Annotated in this window: 10 protein-coding genes and 1 pseudogene; 5 read left to right on the forward strand and 6 right to left on the reverse strand. The window is 62.1% G+C overall.

The genetic code is table 11. The features are described 5' to 3' along the window. Positions 1-222 precede the first annotated feature (222 nt). The 3 genes from gcvA to GGD57_RS22230 form a co-directional block, all read right to left on the reverse strand. A complete protein-coding gene (gene gcvA, locus GGD57_RS22220) occupies positions 223-1149 on the reverse strand; it encodes a transcriptional regulator GcvA (RefSeq protein WP_184472427.1) in 927 nt (308 codons plus the stop codon). Between the two features lie 189 nt (positions 1150-1338). Then, positions 1339-1803 (reverse strand): Cu(I)-responsive transcriptional regulator, encoded by a 465-nt coding sequence (cueR, locus tag GGD57_RS22225; protein ID WP_184472428.1) that lies wholly within the window; start codon positions 1801-1803, stop codon positions 1339-1341. Between the two features lie 57 nt (positions 1804-1860). Then, positions 1861-4344 carry a heavy metal translocating P-type ATPase gene (locus tag GGD57_RS22230; protein WP_184472429.1) on the reverse strand — a complete coding sequence of 828 codons (2484 nt, stop codon included), beginning with the start codon at positions 4342-4344 and terminating at the stop codon, positions 1861-1863. 160 nt (positions 4345-4504) lie between these two features. On the opposite strand from GGD57_RS22230, the gene GGD57_RS22235 reads away from it, so the two are divergent. The 3 genes from GGD57_RS22235 to GGD57_RS22245 all read left to right on the forward strand — a co-directional run bounded on the left by GGD57_RS22235 (position 4505) and on the right by GGD57_RS22245 (position 7381). Next, positions 4505-4696, forward strand: a complete 192-nt coding sequence (locus tag GGD57_RS22235) for a heavy-metal-associated domain-containing protein (RefSeq protein WP_184472430.1) — start codon at positions 4505-4507, stop codon at positions 4694-4696. A gap of 106 nt (positions 4697-4802) precedes the next feature. Beyond that, positions 4803-6317, forward strand: coding sequence for a multicopper oxidase family protein (locus GGD57_RS22240; RefSeq protein ID WP_184472431.1), 1515 nt, complete (start codon positions 4803-4805; stop codon positions 6315-6317). An 83-nt stretch (positions 6318-6400) separates the two neighbouring features. Further along, the gene (locus GGD57_RS22245) at positions 6401-7381 is read left to right on the forward strand and encodes an MBL fold metallo-hydrolase (protein WP_184472432.1); all 981 of its coding nucleotides are present in this window, start codon (positions 6401-6403) and stop codon (positions 7379-7381) included. A gap of 65 nt (positions 7382-7446) precedes the next feature. On the opposite strand, the gene GGD57_RS22250 is transcribed toward GGD57_RS22245, so the two are convergent. Beyond that, positions 7447-8208: an SDR family oxidoreductase gene (locus GGD57_RS22250; protein ID WP_184472433.1), complete on the reverse strand. Its 762-nt coding sequence runs from the start codon at positions 8206-8208 to the stop codon at positions 7447-7449. Next, a pseudogene (locus GGD57_RS22255) lies at positions 8201-8743 on the reverse strand (SDR family NAD(P)-dependent oxidoreductase); the annotation flags it as partial. The pseudogene GGD57_RS22255 and the gene GGD57_RS22250, both read right to left, overlap by 8 nt. A gap of 75 nt (positions 8744-8818) precedes the next feature. On the opposite strand from GGD57_RS22255, the gene ydiJ reads away from it, so the two are divergent. Next, positions 8819-11842, forward strand: a complete 3024-nt coding sequence (gene ydiJ / locus GGD57_RS22260) for a D-2-hydroxyglutarate dehydrogenase YdiJ (RefSeq protein WP_184472434.1) — start codon at positions 8819-8821, stop codon at positions 11840-11842. Positions 11843-11900: 58 nt separating this feature from the next. Here ydiJ and GGD57_RS22265 read toward each other — a convergent pair whose 3' ends face one another. Further along, positions 11901-12488 (reverse strand): ATP-dependent Clp protease proteolytic subunit, encoded by a 588-nt coding sequence (locus GGD57_RS22265; RefSeq protein ID WP_184472435.1) that lies wholly within the window; start codon positions 12486-12488, stop codon positions 11901-11903. Positions 12489-12726: 238 nt separating this feature from the next. On the opposite strand from GGD57_RS22265, the gene GGD57_RS22270 reads away from it, so the two are divergent. Beyond that, entirely contained in the window at positions 12727-12933 is a 207-nt protein-coding gene (locus GGD57_RS22270) for a hypothetical protein (protein WP_184472436.1), read from the forward strand. Positions 12934-13617 lie beyond the last annotated feature (684 nt).

Raw genomic sequence — 13617 nt, forward strand, 5'->3', positions numbered from 1 at the left:
GTCGAAAAAGGTTCGAGTGCAATCACGACGCGTCATCGAACATTGCGTTCTTGAGGTGGGTCATGGTCATCCTCTCAGGTGTCGTTTTCGCATGTGGTGCGCCGATATGTCAGCGCCTCACCCGTTCTTGAGTGCTCTCTGCGGTGCGATTTGACAAATGAGAGTTTCTTGGCTGCGGGAAAGAAAAACTTTGCCGCTCGTCGATGTGGCCCGCGCAGCTTGCTATCGGGTCAGGACTGCCGCTTCCTCGACGAGCCAATCCCGAAACATCCTGAGTTTCGGAAGCGACGAATATTCCTGCCGATAAACCACATAATATGCCAGCTTCGAAGGCACGTGCACTTCGGGGAAAAGCCGCTGCAGCCGCCCCGCTGTCAGGTCGTCGCGCGCCAGGATGCTCCGGGCCAGAGCCACGCCGCGCCCCTCGATCGCAGCCTGGAGCACCGCCCCCGAATTGTCGATCCTCATTCCTCTCTGGGCTTGCGCCTCACCCACACCGGCTGCGCGCAGCCACGTGTCCCAGGTGACGAAACCAATCGCGGGATCGACGGAAAGGTCGTGGATGAGCGTAGTCTGCGTGAGATCGGCAGGTTCGGCAAAATTGCTCAGATCAGGGAAAGACGGGGAGCAGACAGGGAAGATTTCCTCTTCCATCAGCTTTTCCGATACGAGGCCCGGCCAGGTTCCGTCGCCATAGCGCACGCCGATATCGATGCCGTGAGCTTTGTAGTCGACGAGCTTCAAACTCGTCTCAAGCCGAATGTCGGTCTCCGGGCATCGGCTCTGGAAACGGTCGATGCGCGGCAGCAGCCATCTGGCGGCAAAAGCAGGGCTAACCGTCACGTTAAGGATGCCGCCGGTCGCGGACTCGCGAAGCCGATCCAGTCCCACGCCAAGCCGATCCAGCCCCGCACGGATATCCGGCAGCGCCCGCTCTGCATTCTCGGTCAGGGTGAGCCGTACTTTTCCGGTTGCACTGCGATGGAACAGCGGCATGCCCAGCCATTCTTCAAGTCCACGCACCATTTGCCCTACCGCGGCGGCGGTGACATTGAGTTCCTCGGCTGCGCCCGAAAAGCTCCCGTTGCGTGCACTCGCTTCGAACGCCCGCAACGCATTCAGATAGACCGGGGACTTCCTGTTCAACATTTTTCTCGCGTAGGTCTAGCAATTCCAGGAAAAGTGCGAAGCGGTTTTTCGTCCGGAATTGCGTAAAAACAAAAAGTTAGAGCGTTCAGTCCTTCCGTGAAAACCTGAACCGCTCTCAGGGTGGCTGGTCAGCTCGAGAGCGAGCAACATTCCCCTTTGGTCGCTTGGCAGGTCAAGTTCCATCACGCATCAAGTTGTGTGCTTCGCCTTGTGAGGCGGCAGAATTCTCGAATTCCGTTTTCGGCTGGCGATAGGCTCGTCCGCGCCATGGTTCTCCAGACCCTCGAGAATGGGGCAGCTCGGCCGCTGATCCCCCGCACATTTGGACACCAGGGTCTCGAGGGTCTGAGCCATCTGTTGCAATTCCTGGATCTTGAGCCGAAGCAGGGCGATATGGTCAAGCGCGATCTTCTTGACATCGGTGCTTTGACGCTCCCGGTTCGTCCAGAGGTCCAGAAGCTTTTGGATTTCGGCCACCTGGAAGCCGACATCGCGCGCGCTGCGGATGAAGCGCAGCATATGAACATCCTCGTCCGAATAGTCGCGATATCCCGACGCCTTGCGGTCGGCAGCCGAAATCAGGCCGGTCTGTTCATAGTAGCGGATCATCTTGGCCGAAACGCCCGATGCCTTGGCTGCTTGTCCGATATTCATAGGTCTTTCCTTATATGGGCTGGCCGATCCCGGAAGGACCGGCTCTGCCTGATCGTATCAGTGGGTGGCCCTGAACCTGCGAAGCCTCAGCGCATTGCCGAGCACGAAGACGCTCGACAGCGCCATGGCGCCTGCGGCCAAGACCGGCGACAGCAGGATGCCGAAAGCCGGATACAGGGCGCCCGCGGCGACCGGGATCAGGGCGGTATTGTAGGCAAAGGCCCAGAACAGGTTCTGCCGGATGTTGCCGATCGTCGCCTTCGACAACGCGATCGCGTTCGGCACGCCCTGCAGACTGCCAGACATCAGCACCACGTCGGCCGCTTCGATGGCGACATCCGTGCCGGTGCCGATGGCAAGCCCGACATCCGCCTCCGCGAGCGCTGGAGCATCATTGATGCCGTCACCGACAAAGGCAAGTCTGCCATATTGCCTCTTGAGGCGTCGGACGGCGTCGACTTTGCCGTCCGGCAATACTTCGGCGACGACCTCGTCGATGCCGAGCCCGGCTGCGACGGCGCGGGCGGTGCGGGCATTGTCGCCGGTGATCATCGCGACCTTGAGCCCAAGCCCGTGCAAGGCCTTGATCGCCGCGGGCGTGGTGTCCTTGATCGGATCGGCCACGGCAATGATTGCTGCCAATTTGCCGTCGATTGCCGCATAAAGAGGCGACTTGCCCTCGTCACCGAGGCGTTCGGCGACAGCCGCGAAACCGGCCACATCAAGGCCAAGCTCGGCCATGTAGCGGTCGGCACCGACGTCGATGCGCCTGTCCTCGACACGGGCCTTGACCCCGAAGCCGGTCACCGATTGAAAATCCGACACGACAGGAGGCGCGATCCCCTCGGCCGCGGCGGCATCGACGATCGCCCGTGCGATCGGATGTTCGGACCTGGCCTCGACGGCGGCAATCAGGCCCAGGACCTGTGCGCGGTTGAAGCCCTCCGCCATTTCCAGGTCGGTCAGCTTGGGCTTGCCTTCGGTCAGCGTGCCGGTCTTGTCGAGCGCGACGATGTTGGCGTCCCTGAGCAATTGCAGCGCTTCGCCCTTGCGGAACAGCACGCCCAGTTCCGCACCGCGGCCGGTGCCGACCATGATAGAGGTCGGCGTCGCCAACCCCATGGCGCAGGGGCAGGCGATGACCAGAACCGCCACGGCGTTGATCAGGGCATAGGTCAGTTGCGGCGAGGGGCCGAAGACATACCAGATCGCGAAGGTCAGCGCGGCGACGAGGATGACAGCGGGCACGAACCACATGGTCACCTTGTCGACGATGGCCTGGATCGGCATTTTCGAGGCCTGCGCCTCTTCGACCATGCGGATGATCTGCGACAGAACCGTGTCGCCGCCCACCGCGGTGGCCCGGAACGAGAAGGCGCCCTTCTGGTTGACTGTGCCGCCGACCACGGCGCTGCCCGCGGTCTTAGCGACCGGGATCGGCTCGCCGGTGATCATCGATTCATCAACATAGCTCGTGCCTTCGATCACCTCGCCATCGACGGGAACGCGTTCCCCGGGACGAACCTCGACGATATCGCCGGCAAGGACCGAGCCGATGGGCTGTTCGACGATCTTGCCGTCGCGCAATACCCGAGCGCTGCGCACCTGAAGCCCGGCCAGGCGCTTGATCGCCTCGGAGGTGCGCCCCTTGGCGCGGGCCTCAAGCAGCCGGCCGAGCAGGATGAGCGTGATGATGACCGCTGCCGCCTCATAATAGACGTTGATCGTGCCGGGCGGCAGCAACGAGGGTGCGAAGGTGGCGACGAGCGAATAGAGATAGGCGGCGAGAGAACCAATGGCGACGAGGCTGTTCATGTCGGGAGCCCGCCGCCACATCGCCGGCAGCCCCTTCTCGAAAAAGCGCATGCCGGGACCGAAGAGAACGATCGAGGTCAGCGCGAACTGGAGATACCAACTCCATTGCATACCGATCGTGGCCTGGATCAGCCCATGGATGGCAGGGCTCAGGTGCGAGCCCATCTCGGTGATGAAGACCGGCAGCGTGAGCACGGCGGCGATGATGAAATCGCGGGTAAGCTCGCGCCGCTCCGCATCCTTTTTCTCGGCACGGGCGGCATCTTCGTCCGTCCGGTCCGCGTCGATCAGCTTGGCCTCGTAGCCGACGCCCAGGATGGCGGCAATCAGGGTGGCGGCATCGGCCGATCCCTTGATCGTCGCCCGTTCGGTGGCAAGATTGACGGTGGCTTCATTGACACCGGGAACGGCCTTCAGCGCGCGTTCGACATTGCCGACACAGGAAGCGCAGGTCATGCCTTCGACGGCAAGCTCAACGGCGACAGAGGGAGCGGCGCCGACCGAATAGCCGACATCCTCGACTGCCTTCACCAACACGTCGCGGTCGATGGGCGCATGGGTGCTGATGCTCGCCTTCTCGGTGGCGATGTTGACCGACACGGCGTCGACGCCGGGCACGGCCCTCAGGGCGCGCTCGACTGTGCCCACGCAGGAAGCGCAGGTCATGCCCTCGATGGAAAGCGATATGACCGGGGATGGATCTGTTTTTCGAAGCGGAGCATTCACGGCCGCCTCCTTTCTATTTCGAAATTTACGTTCGAGCGAAAGATGGAGCTTCCAACCATGGGAAGGTCAATAGCAAAATTTTCCGTTTGAAGCCCCTTGACCTTCCCATGGTTGGAAGCCCCACCTTGAGCGCCATGAGACCAAACAAAGGAGATTTCTCATGGAATTCAAAATCGAAAACATGACCTGCGGCGGCTGCGCGCGGTCCGTCTCGAAGGTGATCCAATCGGTCGATGCCGACGCCAAGGTCGATGCCGATCCTGTAACACGCATGATCAAGGTCGACACCAGCGCCAATCCGGCGGATGTCCGTCAAGCGCTCGCACAGGCCGGCTATCCCTCAGCAGGCTGACCGCACCGTCGGATTACGCTTCGGCAATCACCACACAGAAAGCAAGGCAACTGCGAACGGCCGCGCCGGCCGATCGTTCCTGCGCGATCAAAGAGGAAATCACTCGATGCATAGACGCACCTTTCTAACGGGCATTGCGGGCCTTGCAGTCACAAGTTCCGTGACGGCTCTGGTCGCGATCGAGAAGAGCAACAGCGCCGGAAACATGAACATGGCCGCCATGAATATGGGCGGCATGGACATGGGCGACGCCGGCAGTCCGGGGGCGGAAGGCATACCCGTGCTCCCTGAAGGGCAGCCGTTGCGCGAATTGCCGCGGCTGGCCAACCAGTCTGATGAGGCCGGCCTGTTCCGCACCAGCCTTGCCGCCGAACCGGCAACCCTCCGCTTTGCCGAGGGGCTCGACACGCCGGTGCTTCTCTATAATGGCGGCAATCCGGTGATCGAGGCCCGTGAAGGCGACCGGATCGAGATCGACTTCCGGAACGGCATTCCCGACCAGCCGACGACCGTTCACTGGCATGGCATGCCGGTGCCGGCCGATCAGGACGGCAACCCGATGGTTCCCGTGGCCGCAGGAGCGTCACAGCGATATGCTTTCGATCTGCCGCAGGGCAGTGCCGCGCCTTATTGGTTCCATCCGCATCCGCATGGCCATACCGCCGAGCAGGTCTACCGCGGCCTTGCCGGTATCTTCCTGGTCAAGCCCAAGAATGACCCAATCCCCGCCGAATACGGGGATACGATCCTGATGCTGACCGATCTCCGCCTTGCTGCCGATGGCTCGATCCCGGAAAACGGCATGATGGACCATATGAACGGCCGCGTCGGCGACCATGTGCTGGTCAACGGCCAGAAGAACCCGGTGCTGGCCGTGGCCAAGGGCGAGAAGCGTCGCCTGCGGCTGTTCAACGCGACCAATGCGCGTTTCCTGCGCCTGACTTTCGAGAATGCCTCAATGGTGCTGATCGGCACCGATGGCGGCCTGCTCGAGGCCCCGGTTGCAATCGACGAGCTCCTGCTTGTGCCCGCCGAGCGTGTCGAACTCGTCGTCGCCTTCGATCAGCCGGGACCCGCCAAACTCACCACGCTTGACTATGACCGCGGCTGGATGGGGCCGGGAAAGCCCGACGAGGCCGGCATGAGCTTACTCACGGTCGATGTCTCCGACAGTCCGGGGTCTGCGATACCGGCATTGCCGGCGAAGTTGCGCGAGATCGCGCCGCTGCCGACGCCGGTCAAAACCCGCCGCTTCGTGCTGACCGAATCGATGAGCGGCATGAGTATGGCCTTCCAGATCAACGGCGCCAGCTTTGACATGAATCGCATCGACGAGGTGATGAAGACCGGCGACGTCGAGCTTTGGGAAATCATCAACAAGGCGGACATGGACCATCCGTTCCATGTGCACGGGACGCAGTTCCAGATTGTCGAATACGAGAAGGACGGCAAGATTATAAAGGCGCCCTACCGGTCGTGGAAGGACACCGTCAACGTCGTCTCCGGTCAGACGGTGCGCTTCCTCATCCGTCAGGATATGCCGGGGCAGCGCATGTATCATTGCCATATCCTCGAACATGAAGATCTCGGCATGATGGGCCTGCTCGACGTCCGGGCATGAATCTGTGCAAAACTGCAGCGCTGCGCGTACGCGGTCATCGCATCGTCCTGCCTACCGACCATCTTCGCAAGGATCAGCGTCTCATGGCCCGCAACCGCTTTCATCCCGGTCCAGTCACTGACCATTTTGATGGCCGCCGCTTTTTCAATCCGGGGAGTAACGTCACCGACAAAAGCCTGCTGGACATCCTGCGCTGGCGACGGACATCCAGACCGTCGCCGTGGCCGGCAAGGGTGGACATCGAACCGGCTGTGCCCGACCGTCGTGCCGGCGATGCGCGGGTCACCATCGTCGGTCACGCCACTGTCCTCATTCAGGTGCGCGACGTGAACATCGTCACCGACCCGCTCTGGTCCGAAAGGGCAAGTCCGGTTGGCTTTGCCGGCCCGAAGCGGGTGTCGCCTCCGGGGATCGCATTCGATGACCTTCCCGCCATCGATGTGGTTCTGCTCAGTCACAATCACTACGATCATCTGGATATCGCCACTCTGCGCAGATTGGTCGAGCGGGACCAACCGCTGATTATCACACCTTTGGGCAATGACAGGACCGTCAAGGCGGCGATCCCGCGTGCCAAGGTCCATGCCGGAGACTGGTGGGACGGCCATCGCGTCAATGACGCGGTCGATGTGACGATCCTACCGGCGCTGCACTGGTCGGCGCGCGGGCTGGGTGACCGGCGCAAGGCGCTGTGGGGTGGCTTCGCCATCCGCAGCGCCGGCCATCTGATCTATTTCGCCGGCGACACAGCCTATGGCGATGGCCGCATCTTTCGTGAGATCCGGCAAAAGCTGGGACGCCCGGATGTGGCTTTGCTGCCGATCGGCGCCTACGCGCCGCGCTGGTTCATGGAGCCCGTTCATGCCGATCCCGGCGAAGCGGTGAGCATCATGCAGGATCTGGAGGCCGCACGGGCAATCGGCATCCACTGGGGTGTCTTCCGCCTCAGCGACGAGGGCCGGGATGAACCCCGCACCGCGCTCGTCGCGGCGTTGACAGAGCGGAATCTTCCCTGCGAGCGGTTCCTGGCGGCAGAACCGGGATATGTCTGGCAAGAGGGATGATGCGCCGCGCGCTTCACCGGCGGTGCTTCGTTCAAAGACAGGCCTTCCATGCACGGATGATATTTTTATCCAGCCGATCCATTCGCCTCGTCTTGATGTTTCACCATGGTTCCGCCGCCGGTCGCCTGATCGGTCGGGAACACTTCGATGCGGGCGACGTCGACGAAGACGGGAAGCTCGATGGCGTTGACGACGATCGAGGCGATGTTCTCCGGCTGGATCGGGCGGTAGCCGTCATAGAGCAGCGCGCGCGCCTGGTTTCCGGCCATTGCCGTTCTGTAAAGATCGGTCTGCACCCGGCCCGGAACGACTTCGGTGACCCTGACCGAACTTCCAAGCAGGTCGCAGCGAAGATTGTCGCAGAACAGGCTGAGGCCGGCCTTCGAAGGGCCGTAGGCGCCCATGTTCGGGTAGGGCGCCTGGCCGCCGCTCGAACCGACATAGAGGAGATGGCCGCGCTTGCGCTCGACCATGCCCGGCAGCAATGCGCGGGTCAGATGCATCGGCGCCTTCAGATTGACGTCGATCATCGCGTCGATCTCGGCCGGATCGATCTCGTGGAACAGCGCGCGCGTCGACAGGATGCCGGCATTGTTGACGAGGACATCGACCTCGATGCCGGCGAGCGCCCTGGCGATCGTCTCGGTATCGCGCACATCGGCCTGGATCGGGATCACACCATCGGTGGCGGCGAGTTCCTGAAGCGGCGCCTCGCTGCGGCCGACGGCATAGACCGTCAGTCCCCGCCGCCTGAGCTCCAGCACCGTCGCCTTGCCGATGCCGCCGGTGGCGCCGGTCACCACCGCGACGCGATAGGTGTCAAACATAGATATAGCCCCCGCTGATGACGACGTTTTCGCCGGTCGCGTAGGTGTTGCGGCTGGAGGCCATCATGACGATCCATTCCGCCATTTCGACCGGTTCGGCCGCTCGTCCCAGAGCGCTCGCCTTGGCAAGCTCGGGCAGGAAGCCGAGTTCCTTGGCCCGGTCGGTGGCAAAGCCCGCGGGCGCGACGGAGTTGACGAGGATCTGGTCTTTCGCGCATTCTGCCGCGAAAGATTTGGTGAGGCTGACGACCGCGGCCTTGGTCGCGGCATAATGGGCGTTCTGGGGATCGGCCTTGAAGGCGTCGACAGACGTCACATTGACGATTCGTCCGGTGACTTCAGGAGCATTGACGTGCTGGCGCATATGGAGAACCGCCGCCGCCATAGATGGCCGCGCTGTTGACGAGCGCGTGGACCCGGCCGAGCTTCCCGGCGATCTCATTGAAACCCTTGTGCGCCGTCTCCGCCCGGGCATGGCGGCGATCGATGTCGCCACATCAGCGCCGAGCGAACGAAGCGTTTCCGCAGAGGATGACCGTTGTCTGACCCTTCACGTTCCATCTCCATTTCGATTACTTCAAAGTTCAAGCGATTTCTGCGGCGATAAAAAATGATCCCTCGTCTGAAGACAAAAGAACCTCCACCCCTTCCCGGAGCCGGCATCTTCGAGCGGCTGCTGGAGGCGGGCTTTGCCGGCGACATCGAAACCAGCGCCGCCTCGCGCACCGTTCTTTCGACGGACAATTCGATTTACCAGATCGAACCGGCGGGGATTCTCTTTCCCAGAGATATCGAGGACATGAAGACCGTGATGCGGGTCCTCTCCGAAGACACGTTCCGCGGCCTGCGCGTCGTCGCGCGCGGCGGCGGCACCGGCACCAACGGTCAGTCGCTGACGGACGGCCTTGTCGTCGACTGCTCGCGACATATGAACCGGATCCTGGAGATCGATCCGGTGCGGCGCGTCGCGCGCGTCGAAGCCGGCGTCGTCAAGGACCAGCTCAATCGCGCCCTCAAGGACCATGGCCTGTTCTTCGCGCCGGAGCTTTCGACTTCCAATCGGGCGACAATCGGCGGCATGGTCTCGACCGATGCCTGCGGCCAGGGCTCCTGCCTCTACGGCAAAACGAGCAACCATGTGCTCGGCCTCAGGATCGTCCTGACGGACGCAACGGATTGGTGGTCGCGTCCTCTCGACGACGTCTCTCTCGCCGAAATCAAGTCACGCGGCGACCGCGTCGGAGAGATCCATCGGACGGTCGACAGGATCGCCCGTGACGAGCGCGCGCGCATCGAGGAAATCTTTCCGCGCCTGAACCGCTACATGACGGGTTACGATCTCGCGCATATCCGCCGCGACGACGGACGCTTCGATCTCAATGCGATCATGTGCGGCTCGGAAGGCACGCTGGCGATGATCGCAGAAATCGAGCTCAACCTTCTGCCGATCCCGAAATATTCGGCGCTGGTCAATATCCGCTACGACGATTTCAACACGGCCCTCGAAGATGCGAGGTCGCTGACCGCGCTGAACGTCGCGTCGGTGGAGACGATCGACGAGAGGGTGCTCGGCCTTGCCAAGGGCGACATCGTATGGAGCGGCATCGCCCGGTTTTTCCCGGACGACGAGCGTGGCCCCGCCAACGGCATCAATATCGCCGAGGTGCTGGCCGACGACCCGGTCGAACTCGAGCAGAGGCTTGCGGCGGTGACATCGGCACTCGCCGGTGCCGATGTCGTTCGCAATACCGGCCTTACGATCGCCCAGGAAAGTGCGGAGGTCGAAGCGATATGGACGATGCGCAAGCGCGCTGTCGGCCTTCTCGGAAATGTCGAAGGCCCGGTGCGCCCTGTGGCCTTCGTCGAGGACACCGCCGTTCCTCCCGATAATCTTGCCGCCTATATAAGCGAGTTCCGCGCTCTCCTCGATGCCGCGGGCGTCTCCTACGGCATGTTCGGCCATGTCGATGCGGGCGTGCTGCATGTGAGGCCGGCCCTCGACCTGACGCGGGACGACCATGTGCCGCTCATCCGGGACATCACCGATGCGGTGGTGGCACTTACCCGCAAGCATGGCGGGGTTCTCTGGGGCGAGCACGGCAAGGGCGTGCGGTCGGAATATGTGCCGGAATTTTTCGGCGATCTCTATCCGAGCCTCCAGCAGATCAAGAAGGCGTTCGATCCGGAGAACCGCCTCAATCCGGGCAAGATCGCCACACCGGACGACGGCGCGCTAATGAAGATCGACGAGGTTCCCTTGCGGGGAAGCGTCGACCGCATCATCGGCAACGAGATCCGCGCGGCCTTCGACAATGCGGCCTATTGCAACGGCAACGGCGCCTGTTTCGATTTCGACGAGACCAGCCCGATGTGCCCGTCCTACAAGGCGACCCGCAACCGGGTCTACTCGCCGAAGGGGCGCGCGGCCCTGATGCGCGAATGGCTGCGGCTCCTCGTCGAGCAGGGTGTCGATGCCCGCGAGGAAGCGGTTCGGCTCGGCAATTCGAGCAAGGCGATCGGGCTCGTCAGGCGGGCATTTAACTCGCTGAACCCGGCCAACCGCTCCGACTTCTCCCATGAAGTGCGGGCGGCCATGGATACATGCCTTGCCTGCAAGGCCTGCGCCGGCCAATGTCCCGTCAAGGTCAGCGTCCCTGCATTCCGGTCGAAGTTCCTGAACCTTTATTACGGCCGCTACCTCAGGCCGCTGAAAGATCCGCTGGTCGCCGGCATCGAGGCGACGCTGCCGCTGATGGCGCGCATTCGTCCCCTCTACAATCTCCTTGCCGGAACGGCGGCCGGCCGCTCGGCGATGAAGCTTGTCGGCCTCACCGCGCTGCCGAAGATGCCGCCGGCATCGCTGGCCGGCCTCTGGGTCCCCGTCGCCGACGCGGAGCAGATCATGGCGATGTCTGCCGAGGAGCGCGCCCGCGCCGTCGTCTTCATTCCCGATGCCTTCACCGCGCATTTCGATCCCAAAGTGGTCGCCGCCGCCGTCGAGGTCGCCCGCAAGCTCGGCCTTGCGCCGTTCATCGCGCCGCCGCTCACCAACGGAAAAGCGCTGCATGTTCACGGTTATCTCGATCGCTTCGAAAAGGCGGCCGCCGCGACTTCGCGCTCGCTGGATCGTCTGGCGAAAACCGGCGTACCGCTTGTCGGGCTGGACCCGTCCATGACCCTTGCCTATCGCAGCGAGTACAAGACCCTGCCGAAAGGGCCATCCCACGCTTCTGTGCTGCTGCCGCAGGAATGGCTCGCCGCAAACGGCAGGAACCTGGCGGAGGCGATCCGGCGGCAGACAGGGGCGACAGTCCGGCTTCTGCCGCACTGTACCGAACGCACCAACCTGCCCTCGGCGGTTGCGCAGTGGAAAGCGGTCTTCCGCAGCCTCGGTATCGAACTGCAGGTGGCCGATGCGGGCTGTTGCGGCATGGCGGGAACGTTTGGCCACGAAGCCCGCAACCGGGAAATCTCCGAAAAGCTCTATGCGATGAGCTGGGCAGAACAGGTCGCCGCCGGCGGGGACGGGACCGTCGTCATGGCGACCGGCTATTCCTGCCGGTCGCAGATCAAGGAAATAGACCGAAGGACGATCCCCCATCCTCTGGAGGTCATCCGGGATCTGTTAAGCTGAAACCCGGGCTCCAGGCCAAAACGAAGTTTCGGTGCCCAGGCAACATCCTGCTGCATCGTCACGAGAGTATTCTGCCGACGAGGCCGTAGCTCAAAGCGTCTTGGGCACTCATGTAGCAATTCTTGCGGGCGCAGCGGAAGAGCTCTTCCGACGACATTTTGCTTCCTTTCACCAACTCGTCGAAACCTTCTTTTTCCAGCCGCTGAGCCGTCTCCAGCATGGCAAGCTCTTCTTGTACCATCTGGATGCATGCAGTCATCGGGCCCGAGAGTTCAATGCCACCGCTGATTCTCCTTTCGTGGATCAGGAGAAACGCGTCGGCTGTCAGGTACCGGTTCTGTCTATCGAACGCCGCCAGGATCGTGACGCCGGCGGAATAGACGTAGGATTTCCCCACGCAGTAGGCGGACCGTCCCGCATGCCTGGAGAACAGCCTGATCTCAAGCGCGATCCTGCGCGCAACGTCGGCGTCGCCCCCGACAGTGTTCAGTTCCAGCACGAGGTCCTGATTACCCGAGCGCATGTCGGCAATCTGATCCAGAAAACTTGTGAGTGTGTTGTCGTCGATCGCTCCGTTGATCGCGGCATTCGGCTCGAAGAGAAGGCGATTGATATCGTCCTTCCGCCCGTCTTCCGCATCGGTCATCACGCAATCCTCTCAGCATATATCAAACGCCCTCCAACCACGCTGCGACTGAAGAGTTCCGCTGCCGGACGATCGGCGCGAGGTCAGATGCAATGGGTTTCACATGCGGCGTACCCGCATCCATCAAGGGCCAAGTGATCGGAGCGAGCCGCGCGCAACAGCGGCCCGGCGTTTCCCAAAGAGAGCTGGAACTTTGGAAGAGCCGTGAGGTTCGCTGTCTGAAAACTGGAGAATAACGATGAACGGAACTGAGTGGGCGATGCTTTTCGGGACGCTGACACTCATGTGCTGGTTGGGAGCGGGTTTTGTCGCGGTCATCATCGACACCAAACATCGATTCCCGAACGAAAACATCCGGAAAGGCTCCGACTTCGTCAAGCTCGGCCTGACTGCGCTTGGCCTCGTTTCGGTCTGCGCAATGGCCGCGGCAATGGTATTGCTATGACGGATGACCTGGCGGCGTAGAAATTCCAGCTGCAGGATCATCTCCCCACCGTCTTTTCGACGTCAGGCCATGGACCGGCCTCAGGATCATTGCAGCCCGATCGCCGGCTCGCTGCCGAGACGCGTTCTACTTAGTGCCCGAACCCGGCTCGCTGGTCACCGCGTCTCTGGATGGCTCACAGGTCGAGGTTGGGCTGATCGGGCCTGAAGGCCTGATCGGCACCGAGCTGTTGGAGGGTGATTGGCGCACGCCCTACGGTCTGGTGGTGCGGACCGAAGGAACCGCCCAGCGCATCGACATCGACAGTTTCCTTCGTCTGACGCAGAGGGCGCCGCAGTTACGCTCTCTTTCATCCTCCTTTTCAAGGGCGCTCGGAATTCAGATCGGTTATACCGCTCTTGCCAACAGCCGATATTCCATCGAGCAAAGGCTGACCCGCCTGCTTCTCATGTCGATGACCGATCGGAAAACCAGGGGCTGCATCTCACCCACGACCACATGTCTTCCATGCTCGGCGTCGATCGGGAAGGCCTCATTCTCAAGGCCAATGGCTCTTATGGCATCCCGAAAGCGGAATACGAGCGCTTGATGGGATTTTCGTTAAGGGGGACCGAAACGGTTAAACGGGGTTTCAACCAATCACGTCCCCAGTTCAACAGCCCGCAAATTCAGGGGAAATGGTAG

The organism is Rhizobium esperanzae (assembly GCF_014197615.1).
GTDB classification, from domain to species: Bacteria; Pseudomonadota; Alphaproteobacteria; order Rhizobiales; family Rhizobiaceae; genus Rhizobium; species Rhizobium esperanzae_A.

Excerpts from the sequence above, each read along its gene's own strand:
- gcvA (WP_184472427.1), bottom strand. The coding sequence starts at position 1,149 with ATGTTGAACAGGAAGTCCCCGGTCTATCTGAATGCGTTGCGGGCGTTC.
- cueR (WP_184472428.1), bottom strand. The coding sequence starts at position 1,803 with ATGAATATCGGACAAGCAGCCAAGGCATCGGGCGTTTCGGCCAAGATG.
- GGD57_RS22235 (WP_184472430.1), top strand. The coding sequence starts at position 4,505 with ATGGAATTCAAAATCGAAAACATGACCTGCGGCGGCTGCGCGCGGTCC.
- GGD57_RS22240 (WP_184472431.1), top strand. The coding sequence starts at position 4,803 with ATGCATAGACGCACCTTTCTAACGGGCATTGCGGGCCTTGCAGTCACA.
- GGD57_RS22245 (WP_184472432.1), top strand. The coding sequence starts at position 6,401 with ATGGCCCGCAACCGCTTTCATCCCGGTCCAGTCACTGACCATTTTGAT.
- GGD57_RS22250 (WP_184472433.1), bottom strand. The coding sequence starts at position 8,208 with ATGTTTGACACCTATCGCGTCGCGGTGGTGACCGGCGCCACCGGCGGC.
- ydiJ (WP_184472434.1), top strand. The coding sequence starts at position 8,819 with ATGATCCCTCGTCTGAAGACAAAAGAACCTCCACCCCTTCCCGGAGCC.
- GGD57_RS22265 (WP_184472435.1), bottom strand. The coding sequence starts at position 12,488 with ATGACCGATGCGGAAGACGGGCGGAAGGACGATATCAATCGCCTTCTC.
- GGD57_RS22270 (WP_184472436.1), top strand. The coding sequence starts at position 12,727 with ATGAACGGAACTGAGTGGGCGATGCTTTTCGGGACGCTGACACTCATG.